Consider the following 15,856-nt stretch of genomic DNA (forward strand, 5'->3'; position numbering starts at 1 on the left):
TAGGGAATGATGGGTAACACCATGACTGCAACAGAACCCGAGACCACAGGCAACGGCGATAGCAAGGGCGCTTCCGTCATCGTCAACGCGATCGCGGTGCTCCGGACTTTCACGGCGGACGAGCCCCTCCTCGGCGTCACCGAGATCGCCAACCGGGTGGGGCTGCACAAGAGCACGGTCTCCAGGATCCTGGCCACCTTCGAGCAGGAGCACCTGGTGGAGCGGGACGCCGAAACGCGGCGGTTCCGGCTTGGGCTCGGACTTATAGCCGTGGCCGGGCCGCTCCTCGCCGAGCTTGAGGAGCGCCGGGTTGCCTATCCCGTACTGCGTGAGCTGTCAGAACAGACCGGCGAAACAAGCGCCCTCATGGTGTGGAGCGGTGATGAATCCATTTGCGTGGAGCAGATCGCCAGCCACCACCAGATCAAGCACACCACTCCGCTGGGAGCTCGGTACAACGACGCCCTCAGCGCCTCCGTCCAGGTCTTCCTGGCCCGCGAACCCGAACCCCGGGTCCGCTCCCTCCTCAGCAGCGGGGCCATCAGCTATCCGGGCCTGGACGAGTCCAGCCTGGACGGCTACCTGGTCCGGCTGAAAGATGACATCCGGCGCGGCTGGGCCGTCAACTACGGGGAAACCTCCATCGACGAGGTGGGCCTCGCAGCTCCCGTCTTTGACCACCGGGGCGAGGTGGTGGCCGCCGTCCTGATCCCGGCACCCCGGTTCCGGGTGTCCCAGGACAGGCTGCAGGCGCTGGGGGAGGCCTGCGCCGGGGCCGCAGCGAAGGTCACCGCCCGGCTGGGTGGGAGGGGACGCAGGCCCGCCACGTAGACTGGCAGGATGCGGTTGGTAGCAAGCGACATTGACGGAACGATCCTCGGCCACGACGGAAAAATCAGCGGCCGCACCGTCCGTGCCTTCCACGCCTGCCGGGATGCCGGCGTCGAACTCGTTTTTGTCACCGGGCGCCCGCCGCGCTGGCTGCACCCCCTGCAGGACCAGCTGGGCCATACCGGCACCGTCATCTGCTCCAACGGAGCCGTGGTCTGGGACCTTGAGGCTGACAAGCTGGTTTCCGCCCGGACGCTGACCCTCGATGCGGTCCTGGAAGTCCGCCGCGTCATCAAACGGCTGCGCCCCGCAGCGCTGTTCGCCGCCGAGACGCTCGGCGGGTTCCATCTTGAACCCGGGTTCATCGAAAACGGCTCCAGCGAACTGCTCTCTGAATTCACGCCGGCGCCGCTGGCGGAAACGCTGGTTAAAGACGACGCCGTGGTGAAGTTCCTGGCAATCGTCCGCGAAGGCACCGCCGACGACTTCCTCGCCGAGGTGGCCCCCGCCGTCGAACATCTCGCCTCCGCCACGCATTCCTCCCCCGGGGTGTCCATGCTCGAGCTCGCCTTGCCCGGGGTCAACAAGGCCGTCACCCTGGCCGAGTATGCCTCGGCCCTGGGCATCGGTGCCGAGGACGTGGTGGCGTTCGGGGACATGCCCAATGACATCGAGATGCTCCGCTGGGCCGGGCACGGCTACGCCATGGCCAGCGGGCATCCGGAAGCCATCCGCGCGGCCGGGCAGCAGGCGCCGCATTTCGACGACGACGGCGTGGCCCAGGTCCTGGAGTCGCGGCTGGCCTCGCTGGGCGTGCGGCTTTCCTGATTCCGGCGCCGGACTTCCCCGGGCGCGCCGAACGTTGCGCCGTTTTCACAGCTGGCGCTCACCTCACGTTCACCTTCGCTCCCTAGCGTTGGGGATGGAGGGCCCAACCCCTCCATCCCGGCTCAAGGGGTAACAGGCTCGAGGGGTAGCAATGGCAAGAAAAACTAAGCTTGGAACCGCTGACGTGCCGCGCCAGGCGACGCCCGCGCCGCACTGGAAGAAGCTCAGGCAGGGCGACCGCGTCCGCGTCCTCTTCGCTCCCGGATTCGAGGCCGGCGGTCTGGTTGATGCAATCACCGCTGACCACTCCGCGGTGTGGATCGATTTCGACGGCGGCCGCGGCCGGACGCTGCTGCACTGCAGCGATGGCGTGGACATCGTTCTTGAAGAAGACGCAGTCACGCACGAGGGCTGACGCTGACCCGGCCTGCTGCGGCAGGGGTACGCTCGCAGTGTGAGCCTTCCGTTCTTTGACCATGCCGCCGCGGACGGGTCCCCGATGCCCATCGCGATGGCGCATCGGGGATTTTCACGTGACGGCCTGGAAAATTCCATGGCCGCGTTCCGCGCCGCCGTCGACCTCGGCTACCGCTACCTCGAAACCGATGTCCACACGACCGCCGACGGGGTAGTGCTCCTCTTCCACGATGAAACGCTGGACCGCGTGACCGACGGCAGCGGAAAGGTGTCCGAGCTCCCCGCCCACGAGGTGGCTAATGCACGGATCGGCGGGCGCGAGCCTATCCCGCGGTGGGACGAACTGCTGGAGGAGTTGCCCGGGGTCCGGCTCAACGTGGACGTCAAGGACTGGAACTCCGTCCGCAGCATCGCGGCCGGAATCGAAAAACACCAGGTGCACCACCGGGTATTGCTGACCAGTTTCTCGGACCGCCGGCGGCGGGCGGTGCTGAAGTTGCTGAGCCAGCCGGTGGCGGCATCTGCCGGTGTGGTGTCGGTGGGCTTGTTCACGCTACTGGGCCGCCTGCTCCCCGGGCCGGTCTTCAGGTGGAGCATGCGCTGGAACCTTCGCGGAGTCCACGCCCTGCAGGTTCCGGTGCGCTATGGCCGGCTGCAGGTGGTGACGCCCGGCTTCGTCCGCCGCGCCCACGCCCTGGGCCTCGTAGTGCACGTCTGGACCATCAACGATCCGGACGAGATGCACCGGCTCCTGGAGCTCGGCGTGGACGGGCTGGTCACCGACCGTGCGGACCTGCTCCGCGGGGTGCTGCTTGAACGCGGAGAGTGGCCGCACGGCTGACGGCGCCGGCGCCAGCCGTGCTGTCTACTCCCCGGATCCCGCGCGGCTGCTAACCGCGGCCGGTGCTGGTGGACGGGTCCTGGTCGCCTTCGGACGGGTCGGCCCGCAACTCGTCAGGGTTGGACTCGGGCAGGCCGCCGGAGCCCGGGACGCCGCGCTGGGACGCAGGAGAGCCGCCCGGTGCGGGCGCGCCGCCGGCGAGGCCGCCGTCGTCGTCCTGGCCTGCACGGCTGTTTCCAGCGGCGGCCGGGCCGCCACCCTCACTACCCGGCTCCACGTCCCCGCCAAAGGGGGACTCGGAGACCGGGCCCGGAGCAGCTCCGGTCTTGAGCCCCGGGGCCTTCTGCTTCTCCGCCTCCATGGCATTGGAGCCCTCGCTGATGGAGGAGTGGACCTCCACGTCATCGTTCGGGTCGGTGGGCTCAGGAACATGCGCTGACTCTGTGGGTTTTGATGTCCCCGCCAGGTCCTCCATGGCGTTTTCTGCTGCCTTGCCGATGCTGTCGCCGATACCCATGTGACTGCTCCTTCTCACGTCGCGTGCCGGGCGCCCCAGCGGATGCCCGGAGCATTACCCTTCCAGAATTATCAGCATGCTTACAATTAGTCCAGAGCCGGGGCAAGGAACCGCGGCCGGGCAGGAAGGACGCAAGCACCATGAGCAGCTACCATCCCGAAAATGATCCAGCAAACCCGGACCAGCCGGGCAAGACCCCGCCTGCCGATGCCAGGGAAGGCGTGAGCCAGCCAGCTGCCGGCCAGCCCGGCGGCGCCGGTCAGGGCGGGAAAGACTCTGCCGGCTCGTCGAATCCGGATCCCGCCGAGGGCAACATCACTGGGCTGGAACCGGGCGGGGGAGTACCTCCGGGCGAGACGCCTCCGGCGGAAGACCAGATGAGCGGCGACCAGGGGCACAGCGAATAGCACCAGCGGCGGCTGGTCCTCCGGATGTCCGCCGGAGGGCCGCCGGCCCCGCTGACGGCGGGGTCAGTGCGATTCGTTGGCCACCGACGATTCGCCGGCCTGCCCGCTTCCCGCAAGATGGCGGTTGATCCCATCCACGTCCAGGCGGCCGTTCCAGCTGGCCCAGTCTTTGGGCCGGACAGAAGGCCTGCCCAGCAGGTAGCCCTGCCCGGCGCTGATGCCCAGCTCGGTGAGGACTTTGAGTTCCCCCACGGTCTCGACGCCTTCGGCGACGAGGGTGGTGCCGATCTGCTCCGCGAAGTCCACCAGGCAGGCGGCCAGGGCGCGCTGGATGCCGTCATTGTCCACATCGCCGATCACGTTCCGGCCCAGTTTCAGGAAGTCCGGCCGGAGGTGCACCATCCGGCTCAGGGCTCCCGCCCCTGAGTGGGTGTCGTCCACGGCGATCCTCAGGCCCCGGTCCCGCAGCGGATTGATGGCGGAAATGAACTGCGGGTATTCCTCGTCCTTGACGGTCTCCGTCATTTCGAGCACAACCCGGTCGATGGGCAGGTCGATGTGGTCGAACAATTCAGGCAGGCGGGGGTCCAGGCAGGAAGCGGGCGAAATATTGAGGGACACGAACAGGTTCCCGGGAAGCGACTTCGCCGCAGCGGCCGCAGATCCCAGCGCTGCGAATTCCAGGTTCGCGCCGAGGCCGACGGCGGCGGCCTCGGCAAACCACAGTTCCGCGGCAGCTCCGTCATCGCTGACGAACCGGGACAACGCCTCGACTCCCACCACGGTTTTTTCTTCCAGCCCATAGATTGGCTGGAAGGCGGTCATGAGCATCTGGCTTTCGAGCAGCGCGCTGATGCGTGACATGCTGCGGATCGCGTCGATTTGTTCTGCCACTTTTGGCGGGACCGCGGGGGTGATCCGCATTTCCCGGGCGCTCTCCAGCGTTTCCACGGTGTTGGCGTCGCTGCGCCGCGTTTCCAGGAGATATTCGAGCAGCGCCCGTTCCGGCACTCCCGGATTTTCGTCCAGGCTGTTGCTCAGCCGCTGCCGGACAGCCTCTCCGGACGGATCAGTATCCGCCAGCACAGCGGCAATAATTCCCCATGCTTGTGTACGAACCGACATTAGCTACGCCCCCAGTTGACGAAGTAATGACCCAGTGGCCCCGATGTTGTTCAATTTCCAAACGCCTTTTAATTCCGGTGTCCATGCTGAAACCTGATTTTCGCGGCGACGAAAACCAGACACCGCACGATGATCGTATATCGCGGGAAACAAAAGCGCAGTACTTTACCCCTGTTGGGCTGCGCTTTCAGCCCGGCCCGCCAACAATTCGGGAATTTGCTCGGGCGGGACGGGCCTGCTGAAGAAGTAGCCCTGCGCGCTGAGGCAGCCCAGGCCGCGAAGGAGCTCGGCCTGCTCCGCCGTCTCCACGCCTTCCCATACGGCCTCCAGCCCGCAGGCCCTGACCAGTTGCAGGACCGCTGCCACCAGTGCGGGCTGGGTCGGATCGGTTCCCAGACCGGTGATGAGGGACCGGTCCACCTTCACCCGGTCCACGGGAAGCCGGCGCAAATAACTGATGGACGAGTACCCGGTGCCAAAATCGTCGATCTCGATGCCCACGCCCAGGCCCCGCAGCCCGCCCAGTGAATAGCGGTCCAGCTCGTTCCCTTTGACGATTGCCACTTCCGTCAGCTCCAGCACTACCTGCTCAGGCCTCACGCCGGTTTCCTTCAGGACATTCCTGACGTCCTCGATGAACTGCAGGCTCTGCAGGTCGGTGGCCGAGATATTGATCCGGACGGAGAACCGGCTGTCCACCAGCCCTGCGCCGATCCAGTCGCGGAGCTGGTGCACCGCGGCCCGGAGCACCCACAGCCCCAGCTCGGAGATCAGGCCGGCCTCTTCGGCGAGGGGAATGAACTCATCGGGCATGATGAAGCCGCGGGTCGGATGGTTCCAGCGGACCAGGGCCTCCACGCCTTCGATCCGTCCGGTAGCCAGCTCAACCACGGGCTGGTAGTAGAGGGTCAGGCCGCCATCCTTGAGGGTGGCACGCAGGTCCTCCACCAGCTGGCTGCGGAGCCTGCGGACCAGCAGGAGCCCGGGTTCGAAGCGGTGCAGCCGGTTCTGGCCTTCCGCCTTTGAGGCATACATGGCGACGTCGGCTTCCATCAGCATGTCCTCGGGGGTCTTGCCGCCACCGCCGGCGCTGAGCCCGATGCTCGCACCGCAGCGCACGCTGCGGCCGGGCAGCTCCACCGGCTGTCCCAGGGCCGCCAGGATGCGGTGCCCCACGATGCCTGCCTGGTCCGGGGACGCCGCGGGCAGGACAATGGCGAACTCGTCACCGCCCAGGCGGGCAACCACGTCGGATTCACGAACGGCGCCGCGGATCCTTTCTCCCACGGTCACCAGGACATGGTCGCCGGCGGTGTGGCCCAGGCTGTCGTTGATGGATTTGAAGGCGTCCAGGTCCATCAGCAGGAGGGCGGGGCCCTCCCCGGACTGGGGGCCGGCGTCGTCCGCCTCCAGTGCGCCCTTCAGCGCGTCGATCAGGGCGGAGCGGTTTGCCAGGCCCGTGAGCGGGTCCTGCATGGCCATCTTCTGCATTTCCAGGTGGGCCTCGTGCAGGAGCTGGGTCCGCACCTGCACGCGCTGCTCGAGCTCTTCGTAGATGATCTGCAGGTCCTCGGCCAGCAGGTTGGTGCCCATGATGATGGCGTCGAGTTCATCGCGCGCGGGAGACACCTCGATCCGGGAGGTGAGGTCGCCGGAGGCAAGGCGCACGATGCCTTCCAGGAGCTGGGAGAGCCGCGGGTCGTTATCCGCAAACATTCTGTTCCTGCATCGGGTTCAGTTTTCCTGGCTGCGGGTGTCAAGGGGGAGGCTGACGGTGACCGTTGTACCGCTGCCCAGGGTCGAGGACACATCGATCCGGCCGCCGTGCCGGGACACGATGTCCTTGGTGATGGCCAGCCCCAGGCCGGTCCCGGGAATGGCGCCGGACATGGCGTTGGAGGCCCGGTAGAAACGCGTAAAGACGTGGTCGATCTCATCGCTTGAGATGCCGATGCCCGTGTCCGCGACGCTGACGGTGGCCCAACGGGTGCCATCCGATGCCGAGTGCGACTCGCTGCCCACCTCGATCCGCCCACCGCTCGGAGTGAACTTGATGGCGTTGGAGACAAGATTGGTGAAGACCTGCTGCAGCTGCACCTCATCGGCAAGAATCTCCGGGTCCTCGGGAACCGGGTCCACCGCGATTGTGACGTTTTGCTGCGTGGCCAAGGGCCTGAGTGCTGCCGCAACCAGGTCCAGTGTTTGTCCCAGCCGCACCGGGGTGAGGTGCAACAGGCTGTCATCCAGGCCATTGCGCGAGACGCTCAGCATGTCCTCGATCAGGATCCGGAGCCGCTCCGTGTTCCGGACCACGATGTCCAGCATCTGGTGGACTTCGGGGGAGACGGGCTGCTCGGTGCTCTCCTGGATCATGTCCAGGTAGGCCATGATGGACGTCAGCGGAGTCCGCAGCTCATGGTTCACCGTTGCCAGGAAGTCCGTTTTGGCCTTGTCGAGCTGCTGCAGCTGCTTCACCACCTGCTGCTGGCTGCTGATCAGGTGGCTCTGGATGAGTCCGTACGCCGCATTGCCGGCCACGTGCTGCATGAGCCCGAGCTCGGTGCCGGACCATGTCCGCGGTCCGTCAAGCATCGCGATCCAGATGATGCCCAGCGACGAGCTCCCCTCGCCCATGGGCACTGCCAGCGACGAAACGGCATTGGCGATTCCCGGTGCAGGCGCATCTCCCGCCGCAGGCTCGTCCGTCCCGGCAGTGGACATGGTCTCGGCATTGGCCCAGAGCCGGTCCGCCGTCTGCTGCGCGTATTCTTCATCCGGAAGCGCCTGTTCGGGGAGGGGCTCAAGGCCCGGCCTGCTCCAGGCAGCGTTGATACGGGGAACCCGGCTGTCTTCGAAAGTGGACAGCCATACGTGATCCGCCTTGAACGTCCGGCCAAAGCCGGCCACCACATGGCGGGCTATCTCCTGCGGATCGTTCGTTGCCCGGACCGCTGCCGATACCTCCCGCAGCTGTTCGCGGAGGGCTTCGGTTTCCTGCCGCGCGGCTTTGCGGCGGGCCACCTGGTCGATCAGCGCGGTGGCGCGGTGGACCAGTTCCCGGGGCGGCGGCGGCTTGGCGATGCAGTCGTGTATGCCGGAGGGGCTCATGGCTGCGAGCTCCGCAGGATCGTCCAGGTCCAGTACCACCAGGACCGGCGCGGAAGTTTCCACGGCGGAGAGCGAAGCGTCCGCCACCACCACGGAGGGCTGGCAGGAGTCCACTGCCGCCGCAAGCTCGTCAGCGTTCCCCGCACACTGGACGCTGTAGCCGGCGTCCCGCAGCGTCCGGGCGTACGAATCCAGCCGCCCGCCGTCGGGATCAGCCACGACGGCGCTGCGATCGCTCAGGTCACGCGGCGATTCAGCCGCCACAGTGCCCCCTTCCCTCCCAGTTGACTCTCATTGTATGGCGACGCCGGGCGGGCGGACCGGTGAAAAGGGCACGTTAAGGGGGCGGCGGACTTAAAGGTCCCGGCGGGGGCGGGGGAAGCGCCGGAATTACGGGCATGCAGCCTGCAGCAATCCGGCAGATCGCATCCGGGAGCAGCAGACACCTATATTTGTTCCGTGTCCTCCCCAGCGAAGTCCCCTGCCGCAAAGTCTGTGCGTTCCGCCCTGCAGAAATACCTGATGGTTCCCAAGCTCATCAGGCTGTCCCGCTCTGCCCCCAAGGACCGGCCGGTGGCATGGGACACGTACTGGGCGGGCATCCGGGGCAGGGGAGCAGGAAGTGAAATTCTGTGGGATCCGGGTACGGACAATGAGTTCCTCGGCTACCGGGACGTGCTGCTCCGTCACCTGGACCGTGGACTTCCCGTCATAGATATGGGGTGCGGGCACGGACGCTTCACCAGGGCACTGGCCGGCGTCTTCGCTGAGGCTGTGGGTGTGGATGTGTCCGGGCACGCGGTAGCCCATGCCGAAGCCCAATCCGGCGCGCAGCCCGGTGCCGGCGGCCGGGCAAGCAGGGTCCGCTACCAGGCCCTGGACATGACCAAAACCGGCGCGGCCGGAGCACTCGACATCCAGGGCGACGCCAACGCCTTCATCCGGGGCGTCCTTCACGTCCTGGATGCGGCTGACCAGGCGGCGATGGTGGAAAACCTGCGGCTGCTGGCCGGCAGCCGCGGCACAGTGTTCCTGGCGGAGACGAATTTCCAGGGCAACCCGGTGGAGTACGTCTCCCACCTCGGCGCCACGCCCCGCAACATCCCGGCTCCGCTGGAACGTGCGATCCGCGGGCTGCCCATGCCCGGACACTTTGGCCCCGATGAACGCTCCCGGGCCTTTCCGCCGGAGGCTTGGGAGCTCCTGGCAGACGGCGAGGTGGCCATTGAAACGAACCCAATGACCGGAGTTGGCGGACAAAGCCGGGTTCCGGGCTATTTCGCGGTGCTGCGGCCGAGGAAGTAGCCGTCCCCGGTTCTCTTTCCGCAACTGTCGCTTGTCCCGGCTGGTGTTCCCCACAGTTGTTCCACAAGGTACTTCCAGAACCCTTGACACATGGCCGGATCTGGAGGCTAGATGGTAAGTAGACTTACTAGTTAGCGACCTTGGGGAAAGGACGGCCACCGTGGCACAGGACAAGGGCAGCAAGGCCAGCGAACGCGGAACGGAACCGGAAGATCTGGGAGCCGGCCCCGACGAAGGCAAGATCCGCACTGGCCCCGAGTCATCAAAATCCCTCAAGTACTCACAGGAGGTCACCTCAACGGAGGACGAACCCGAGCGCGAAGGCCGGAGCCTGGCCACCACGCACCACGAAGTGATCCGGCAGTGGGCCGAAGAACGCAACGGCGTTCCGGCCACCGTGGAAGGCACCGAGCACGGCGACCATCTCGGAGTGCTCCGGATCGATTTCGGTGGCGAGAACGACAAGCTCCGCCACATCAGCTGGGAGGAATGGTTTGAAACCTTCGACTCCCGCGGGCTGAACTTCATCTACCAGGAACAACGCAGCGACGGCCAGCAGTCCAATTTCTTCCGGCTGGAAAATCCCGGCCGCGAAGACGCTTAAGCCGTTACCCTTCCAGCCGCACACGGCCCAGCACCGGCCACCCACGCCGGAGCTGCTTTGCCGCCGGCGGAAGCAGAACCCACAGGAACTACCATGCGCAAACTTATTCCTTCCGGTGGCCTCCGGACGATGCTGCTGCCCCCCACCTACGGCCAGCACGTTACCCGCTCCACGGAATTCACTGTTCTCTCGGTCGAGATCTGGGCCACCGGGCTGGTGGTCAACATCCATATGGCTTCCGATGGCGGACCTGAGCCACGCATCATCCTTGAGGACCACTTCGGCACCGAGTACTTCTTCCAGGACTCCGCCACGCTGGGGTCCCGGAATTTGCAGGTTTTCAGCCCGTCCGTGCCGCCCGGAACCAGGAGCCTGACCATAAGGTCCGCCGATGATCCCGAAGGCCGTCCGGTGGTGACCTTCGCCGTCCCGCTGATGGCCGTGCCGGAAGCGGAACACTCCGCACAGGACGGCGATACCCGGCAGGAGGAACTCCGCCGCCCGGCCTAGCCAGCTGAGGAGCAACTCAGCCGTCATCCATCCACGTACTGCCCCGCTTGACTGACTGAAAGGCTGCCACCATGCAGGACACCGCAGGATTCACCCCAAGCACCGCCATCGTGACGGGATCGGACTCGGGCATAGGGAAGGCTGCCGCCGTCGCCCTTGCCCGGGCGGGGATGGATGTCGGCGTCACCTGGCACTCGGACAAAGCTGGGGCCGAGGACACTGCCGAGGAGGTCCGCCGGCTGGGACGCAAAGCTGTGGTGCGGCAGCTGGACACCACCGAACTGCGTGCCGCTGCCGCCGTCATTGAGGAACTGGCAGACGAACTGGGCGGAGTCGACGTCTTCGTCAACAACGCAGGTGCCGGTGACGGGACCAAGTTCCTGGACCTGGACATCGACACCTGGATGCGAACCCTGGACACCAACCTCAACGGCGCGTTTGCCTGCCTGCAAGCAGCGGCCCGCCGGATGGTGAAGGCGGGCAGCGGAGGGCGCCTCATTGCGGTCACCAGCGTCCATGAATTCCAGCCGCGGGTGGGGGCGTCCGCCTATGACGCATCCAAGCACGGGCTTGGCGGGCTCATGAAGACGCTGGCCCTTGAGCTGGCGGAGCACGGCATTACAGCCAACAGCGTGGCCCCGGGTGAGATCGCCACGCCCATGACCGGGCAGGAAGATGAGGACCCCACCACAAAGGACCGGCCGGGTGTCCCGCTGGGAAGGCCCGGCGACGCGCGGGAAATTGCTGCCGTCATCGCCTTCCTCGCCTCGCCGGCGGCCAGCTACGTCAACGGCGCCTCCTGGGCAGTGGACGGCGGGATGCTGCAGATGGGCCCGCAGGCAGGATCGCACATCACCAGCCACGAGTGGCGCGAAGGCTGACCCAGCCTCCGCCCCCGCGCCAGTCACGCTCCTCGCCCTGACACAGGGCGCCCCGCTGTCCGCATTTCGGATTTGGCAAGCGCTTTCCAATCGCCGGCTGGCATGATGGAGCCCATGCGCATTCTTATTGCTCCGGACAAGTTCAAGGGTTCCCTGACGGCGGCTGAAGCCGCTGCTGCCATCGCGGAAGGTGCGCTGCGGGTGTACCCGGAGGCCATTGCCGCCCAGTTCCCCATCGCCGACGGCGGCGAAGGAACCTTGGAGGCAGCCGTGGCCGCCGGCTTCGAGGAGCGGCTCAACGCCGTCGTGGGTCCCATCCTGGCACCCCTCGGAGCCGCATGGGCCATCCACAAGTCCGACGACGGCAAGGTCACCGCCGTCATCGAAACGGCCCAGGCCTCCGGCCTTGCGGACATGGAGCCCACCCCGGCCAACGCGCTCCGGGCCCACAGCTACGGCTGCGGCCAGCTCATCGCTGCGGCCCTGGATGCCGGGGCCACCGAAATCGTGCTGGGGCTGGGCGGATCGGCAATGACCGACGGCGGCAGCGGCGCCCTGCGGGCCCTCGGGCTGAAGCCGCTGGATTCCGCCGGGAACGTAGTACCGCTGGGCGGCGGATCACTTGCCGATGTCGCCTCGCTGGACACCAGCGGCCTTGACCCCCGGCTGGTCGCCACCACTTTCAGGATCGCCGTGGACGTCCGCAACCCGCTTTTTGGGACGTCGGGCGCCGCGCATGTCTTCTCACCGCAAAAGGGCGCGGACGCGGACACCGTGGAACTGCTCGACGCCGGCCTCCGCAACTGGGCATCGATCCTCCGTGAGGCAACTGGCCGGGACGTGAACGTCCCCGGGGCTGGCGCCGCGGGCGGCTTCCCGGCGTCGTTCCTTGCCTTCACCGGGGCCACGCTGGAAGGCGGCTTCGCGCTGGTGGCAGGCCTCACCGGCCTGGCGGGACAGTTGGGCGGGGCTGACCTGGTGATCACCGGCGAGGGTTCCATGGACTCGCAGTCCTTGACCGGAAAAGCGCCCATCGCGCTCGCGGACGCGGCACGGGAGCGCGGAATCCCCGTGATCGTGGTGGCCGGGCGCATCCTGGTGACGCCTGAAGAGCTTGCTGAACATGGGGTAGTGGCTGCCGCGCAGCTGCTGGACGTTGCTCCCAGCCCGCAGGACGCCGTCGCCCACGCCGCCAAGTACCTGGCCTGGGCAACAAGCCAGGTACTTGAGGGCGCCTGAATAACTACACGATGGTGGTGTTGCGGCGCCGCCGCCAGACCAGGATCAGGATCAGCACCACGACGGCTATCCCGGCGATGAACCATGGGGCGTAATTGACCCTGGTGGCCTCGTTTTCAGCCGACTCGCCCGTGCCCGGATTCGCAGGGCCGGTGGAAGCGGTATCGCCGGGGGAAGGCGTCGGGGATGTGCCCGTTACTGCCGATCCGGCCGCGGACGGTGCGGTGCCTTCCTGCGCTGCAACAGGCGCCGCGCCGGCGGAGGGCATGGCCTGCGCCGCTCCCAGCGAAAACGCGGGTGCGGCGATGAGCAAAAGTGCCAGGAGTGCAGATTTCAGGATCGTTCGCATGCTCTTTACCTTTCGGGGGGAAGCGGCTTAGGCGCCGGTGTCTTGATGGGGTTCTGCGACGGGCTTGGACTCGGGTGATCCTTTTTCGCGCAGGTAGACCGACGCCCCCACCAGGACGGCGACGGCCAGGAATTCGCTTTGCCAGTTCTGGAATGATTCGAACCAGAAGCGGCTTGTGCCCACATACTGAAGGGCTGTGACGGTGGGCTGGCCGTGGCTCTGCTGTTCCTCGTTGTAGGCCTCTACCCCGCCCAGCGCGTGCGCCGTAAATGAGCCCAGGAACAGCAGGAACAGGAGGATCGACAGTGAATGCTCGTAGACCTTCAGGACGGCGCCGCCTGCCTTGACCGGCCAGGGGGTGGCCTTCGTGATGGCCGCCTGCCTCGGGTCCTCGTCCTGGGGAGCGTCCTTGCCCACCGGCTTGGATTCGGATGAGCCCTTCTGGAACAGGAAGACAGTCAGGACCACATACATGGCCATCTGCAGGAACTCGGACTCCCAGTTTTCAAAAGTGGCCTCGATGAATTCGCCGGTGGCCATGAACTGGAGGACTGAGACTGCGGGTTCGCCGTGCGCCTGCTGCTCCTCGCTGTAGTTGGCGGCCCCGCTGAGGACCATGCCGGTGAAAAACACCAGGAACAGGCCCGCGTTCACAAGGAGCAGCCCGTGCTCCTTGACCCACTTGCCCATTGCTATTCCCCGTTCGTGCCGGGCGATGCCTGCCCTGCCGCAGCGCGCCTGTTCAAATGGAGGGGGACATACACCAGCAGGATCACCATGACAGCCATCAGCGCTCCGCCGGCTGTAAGGCCGGCGGAGCGTCCGGCGGCCACGTCAAAGACCAGTGCAGCGGTGCCTGCGCTCAGGAGAGCGATGCCGGCGAGGGTGATCTTCGCGATCGTATCCCCGCTGGAGACCAGGGTTTCCTTAAGGCGTTTCCGGAAGAGACGCCGGTGCACGCTGACCGGGAGGAGGATGAGCGCCGTAGTCAGCGCGGCAATCACCACGTTGGCCAGGTAGAGGACCACCTGGAAATCATCAAGGTCTTCAAACCGTTCCTGGAAAGGCAGCGTCAGCAGGAAGCCGGCCAGGATTTGGACGCCCATCTGCAGTACCCGCATCTCTTGCAGCAGTTCGGCCCAGTTCCGGTCCAGCTGCTCCTCACGGGTTTCGTTCCTGCCCGTTCTGCCCGTGTAATCCTCCACCTCGGACATTGCCTCTCCTTCCTCTGCCTGCGCCTTGTTCCCTTTCTACTCTTCCCGTACCCAGAAACAAGGCAGCCGTTGCACCCACAGCAACATTTGATAAGTTTACTGATTATTCGCCCTGATCGGTGGACTTTGCTCCTCCGGCCGGGATAGCTTCGAAGAGCAGGTGAACGGCGGAGCTCTTCGAAAACCGACACAGTGAGCAGGCGGACTATGAGCGACACAGACAAGCAGGTGGACCAGCCCAAGGATCCCCGGGGCGGCTACCACGCTGGCCCGTTCCCGGAGCAGGAGCAGAAGCAGCCCGGTCTCACGGGGCCCATGGAACCGAAGCCGGACCACGGGGAGCTGAGCTACGAGGGCCACGGAAAACTGCAGGGCAAGGCGGCACTCATCACGGGCGGCGACTCCGGGATCGGCAAGGCCGTGGCCATAGCGTTCGCGCGTGAGGGTGCGGATGTGGCCATCTCCTATCTCCCGGAAGAGGAAGAAGACGCCCAGGACACCGCGGACTGGATCCGCAAGGCCGGCCAGCGCGTCCTCCTGTTCGCCGGGGACGGCCGCGAAGAGGCATTCAGCACCCGTATTGCCGAGGAAACAGCAGCCGCATTCGGCCGGTTGGACGTGGTGGTCCTGAACGCCGCCTACCAGAAGAACCGCGAGAGCCTGGAATCACTGCCCACAGAGGAATTCGACCGGGTCTTCAAGACCAATCTCTACTCGCTGCTCTGGACAGCGAGGGCAGCCGTGCCGCACCTCAAGCCGGGCGCCTCGATCATTACCACCGCATCGATCCAGGCTTTCAATCCGTCCCCGGGACTGATCGACTACGCCATGACCAAGGCTGCCCAGGTGGCGTTTACCAAAGCACTGGCCCAGGAACTGGGCCCCAAGGGCATCCGGGTCAACGCCGTGGCCCCCGGGCCTATCTGGACGCCCCTGATCCCGGCCACTGAATGGCCGGAAAAGCTCCCCAAGTTCGGCCAGGACACGCCCCTTGAACGGGCAGGCCAGCCGGCCGAACTCGCCGCCGCCTACGTGCTGCTGGCCTCCGAGGACGGCTCCTACATCTCCGGGGCGGTAGTGCCGGTAACCGGTGGCAAGGGCCTCTAGGCAGGAAGCGGCCGGCAGCAAGAAGTTTCATCCCAACGGACAACAGGAGGAAATGATGACGCAGGAAAACCAGCACGCACAGCCCGAGACGGACCCCGGCGGCTACGGCACGCCCACCGCGGAGCAGGAACTGGGCGAAGGTCAGGGCGCTGCGGGCGGCGGATCGGACAGCGTAGGCACCAATGAGCCCCAGTCCGGCAGCGGCGGGAATCCCGTGCCGCGCGACGCGGACCTTCCCTCCAGCGCCGCCGAAATCGATGAGTCCAACGACGACTCCCGGGGCTCCGCTCCGGTCTCCTCCGAACCCGGACAGGAAGCCGCCGGAATTCCGGACGGCAGCGGCAGCGACCTCCCCAAAGAGAAGTCACCGAACGACGACGACGAGAGCTTCGACGCCGGCTGATCGGCTGGCCGCCGCCTTTTGACGGCATGGCACCCATTCCCTGAAGGCCTCCGCCCTGGTTCCCCGGAACCGGGGCGGAGGCCTTCGGCGTGCCCGGCATAGACCGGCCGTGAGGTGGGTAAGGATCACGGCGAACCCCATTCGCAATCAATGCCCTCATGCAGGCGCCA

The 15,856-nt window shown here is 66.3% G+C and carries 19 protein-coding genes; 12 read left to right on the plus strand and 7 right to left on the minus strand.

Features of this window, described 5'->3' with window-relative positions; all coding sequences use genetic code 11:
- Positions 1-21: 21 nt before the first annotated feature.
- From ACIQF4_RS13555 to ACIQF4_RS13570, 4 genes are all read left to right on the plus strand, one after another.
- Positions 22-831, plus strand: coding sequence for an IclR family transcriptional regulator (locus ACIQF4_RS13555; protein ID WP_400516981.1), 810 nt, complete (start codon positions 22-24; stop codon positions 829-831).
- A gap of 9 nt (positions 832-840) precedes the next feature.
- On the plus strand, positions 841-1,659 hold the full coding sequence (locus ACIQF4_RS13560; protein ID WP_350001425.1) for an HAD family hydrolase: 819 nt from the start codon (positions 841-843) through the stop codon (positions 1,657-1,659).
- Between the two features lie 151 nt (positions 1,660-1,810).
- Complete coding sequence (locus tag ACIQF4_RS13565; RefSeq protein WP_400516980.1) at positions 1,811-2,074, plus strand: hypothetical protein; 264 nt, start codon at positions 1,811-1,813, stop codon at positions 2,072-2,074.
- 84 nt (positions 2,075-2,158) lie between these two features.
- On the plus strand, positions 2,159-2,917 hold the full coding sequence (locus ACIQF4_RS13570; RefSeq protein ID WP_400517028.1) for a glycerophosphodiester phosphodiesterase: 759 nt from the start codon (positions 2,159-2,161) through the stop codon (positions 2,915-2,917).
- A gap of 49 nt (positions 2,918-2,966) precedes the next feature.
- Here ACIQF4_RS13570 and ACIQF4_RS13575 read toward each other — a convergent pair whose 3' ends face one another.
- Positions 2,967-3,434, minus strand: a complete 468-nt coding sequence (locus ACIQF4_RS13575) for a hypothetical protein (protein ID WP_400516979.1) — start codon at positions 3,432-3,434, stop codon at positions 2,967-2,969.
- Positions 3,435-3,574: 140 nt separating this feature from the next.
- Between ACIQF4_RS13575 and ACIQF4_RS13580 the strand changes: the two genes are divergently transcribed.
- The gene (locus ACIQF4_RS13580; RefSeq protein ID WP_231456350.1) at positions 3,575-3,841 is read left to right on the plus strand and encodes a DUF6480 family protein; all 267 of its coding nucleotides are present in this window, start codon (positions 3,575-3,577) and stop codon (positions 3,839-3,841) included.
- 63 nt (positions 3,842-3,904) lie between these two features.
- Here the strand turns inward: ACIQF4_RS13580 and ACIQF4_RS13585 are convergent, their stop codons facing one another.
- From ACIQF4_RS13585 to ACIQF4_RS13595, 3 genes are all read right to left on the minus strand, one after another.
- Positions 3,905-4,966 (minus strand): EAL domain-containing protein, encoded by a 1,062-nt coding sequence (locus ACIQF4_RS13585; protein WP_350001419.1) that lies wholly within the window; start codon positions 4,964-4,966, stop codon positions 3,905-3,907.
- A gap of 165 nt (positions 4,967-5,131) precedes the next feature.
- The gene (locus ACIQF4_RS13590; RefSeq protein WP_400516978.1) at positions 5,132-6,682 is read right to left on the minus strand and encodes a putative bifunctional diguanylate cyclase/phosphodiesterase; all 1,551 of its coding nucleotides are present in this window, start codon (positions 6,680-6,682) and stop codon (positions 5,132-5,134) included.
- Positions 6,683-6,700: 18 nt separating this feature from the next.
- Positions 6,701-8,338 carry an ATP-binding protein gene (locus ACIQF4_RS13595; protein WP_400516977.1) on the minus strand — a complete coding sequence of 546 codons (1,638 nt, stop codon included), beginning with the start codon at positions 8,336-8,338 and terminating at the stop codon, positions 6,701-6,703.
- Positions 8,339-8,596: 258 nt separating this feature from the next.
- On the opposite strand from ACIQF4_RS13595, the gene ACIQF4_RS13600 reads away from it, so the two are divergent.
- The 5 genes from ACIQF4_RS13600 to ACIQF4_RS13620 all read left to right on the plus strand — a co-directional run bounded on the left by ACIQF4_RS13600 (position 8,597) and on the right by ACIQF4_RS13620 (position 12,613).
- Complete coding sequence (locus ACIQF4_RS13600; protein ID WP_400517027.1) at positions 8,597-9,379, plus strand: class I SAM-dependent methyltransferase; 783 nt, start codon at positions 8,597-8,599, stop codon at positions 9,377-9,379.
- A gap of 160 nt (positions 9,380-9,539) precedes the next feature.
- Complete coding sequence (locus ACIQF4_RS13605; RefSeq protein ID WP_400516976.1) at positions 9,540-9,983, plus strand: hypothetical protein; 444 nt, start codon at positions 9,540-9,542, stop codon at positions 9,981-9,983.
- A 93-nt stretch (positions 9,984-10,076) separates the two neighbouring features.
- Positions 10,077-10,493: a hypothetical protein gene (locus ACIQF4_RS13610; RefSeq protein WP_350001412.1), complete on the plus strand. Its 417-nt coding sequence runs from the start codon at positions 10,077-10,079 to the stop codon at positions 10,491-10,493.
- A 71-nt stretch (positions 10,494-10,564) separates the two neighbouring features.
- The gene (locus ACIQF4_RS13615) at positions 10,565-11,374 is read left to right on the plus strand and encodes an SDR family oxidoreductase (RefSeq protein WP_350001411.1); all 810 of its coding nucleotides are present in this window, start codon (positions 10,565-10,567) and stop codon (positions 11,372-11,374) included.
- A gap of 114 nt (positions 11,375-11,488) precedes the next feature.
- Positions 11,489-12,613, plus strand: coding sequence for a glycerate kinase (locus ACIQF4_RS13620; RefSeq protein ID WP_400516975.1), 1,125 nt, complete (start codon positions 11,489-11,491; stop codon positions 12,611-12,613).
- Between the two features lie 4 nt (positions 12,614-12,617).
- Here the strand turns inward: ACIQF4_RS13620 and ACIQF4_RS13625 are convergent, their stop codons facing one another.
- The 3 genes from ACIQF4_RS13625 to ACIQF4_RS13635 are packed head-to-tail and all read right to left on the minus strand — an operon-like array spanning position 12,618 to position 14,176.
- The gene (locus tag ACIQF4_RS13625; RefSeq protein ID WP_400516974.1) at positions 12,618-12,962 is read right to left on the minus strand and encodes a LuxR family transcriptional regulator; all 345 of its coding nucleotides are present in this window, start codon (positions 12,960-12,962) and stop codon (positions 12,618-12,620) included.
- A 27-nt stretch (positions 12,963-12,989) separates the two neighbouring features.
- Positions 12,990-13,652 (minus strand): DUF6766 family protein, encoded by a 663-nt coding sequence (locus tag ACIQF4_RS13630; RefSeq protein ID WP_400516973.1) that lies wholly within the window; start codon positions 13,650-13,652, stop codon positions 12,990-12,992.
- A gap of 2 nt (positions 13,653-13,654) precedes the next feature.
- Positions 13,655-14,176, minus strand: a complete 522-nt coding sequence (locus tag ACIQF4_RS13635; protein ID WP_400516972.1) for a DUF6328 family protein — start codon at positions 14,174-14,176, stop codon at positions 13,655-13,657.
- 207 nt (positions 14,177-14,383) lie between these two features.
- On the opposite strand from ACIQF4_RS13635, the gene ACIQF4_RS13640 reads away from it, so the two are divergent.
- Positions 14,384-15,283, plus strand: a complete 900-nt coding sequence (locus tag ACIQF4_RS13640) for an SDR family oxidoreductase (RefSeq protein ID WP_400516971.1) — start codon at positions 14,384-14,386, stop codon at positions 15,281-15,283.
- 55 nt (positions 15,284-15,338) lie between these two features.
- The gene (locus ACIQF4_RS13645) at positions 15,339-15,686 is read left to right on the plus strand and encodes a hypothetical protein (RefSeq protein ID WP_400516970.1); all 348 of its coding nucleotides are present in this window, start codon (positions 15,339-15,341) and stop codon (positions 15,684-15,686) included.
- Positions 15,687-15,856 lie beyond the last annotated feature (170 nt).

It is taken from the genome of Pseudarthrobacter sp. NPDC092202, assembly GCF_044755505.1.
In the GTDB taxonomy this organism is placed as follows: domain Bacteria; phylum Actinomycetota; class Actinomycetes; order Actinomycetales; family Micrococcaceae; genus Arthrobacter.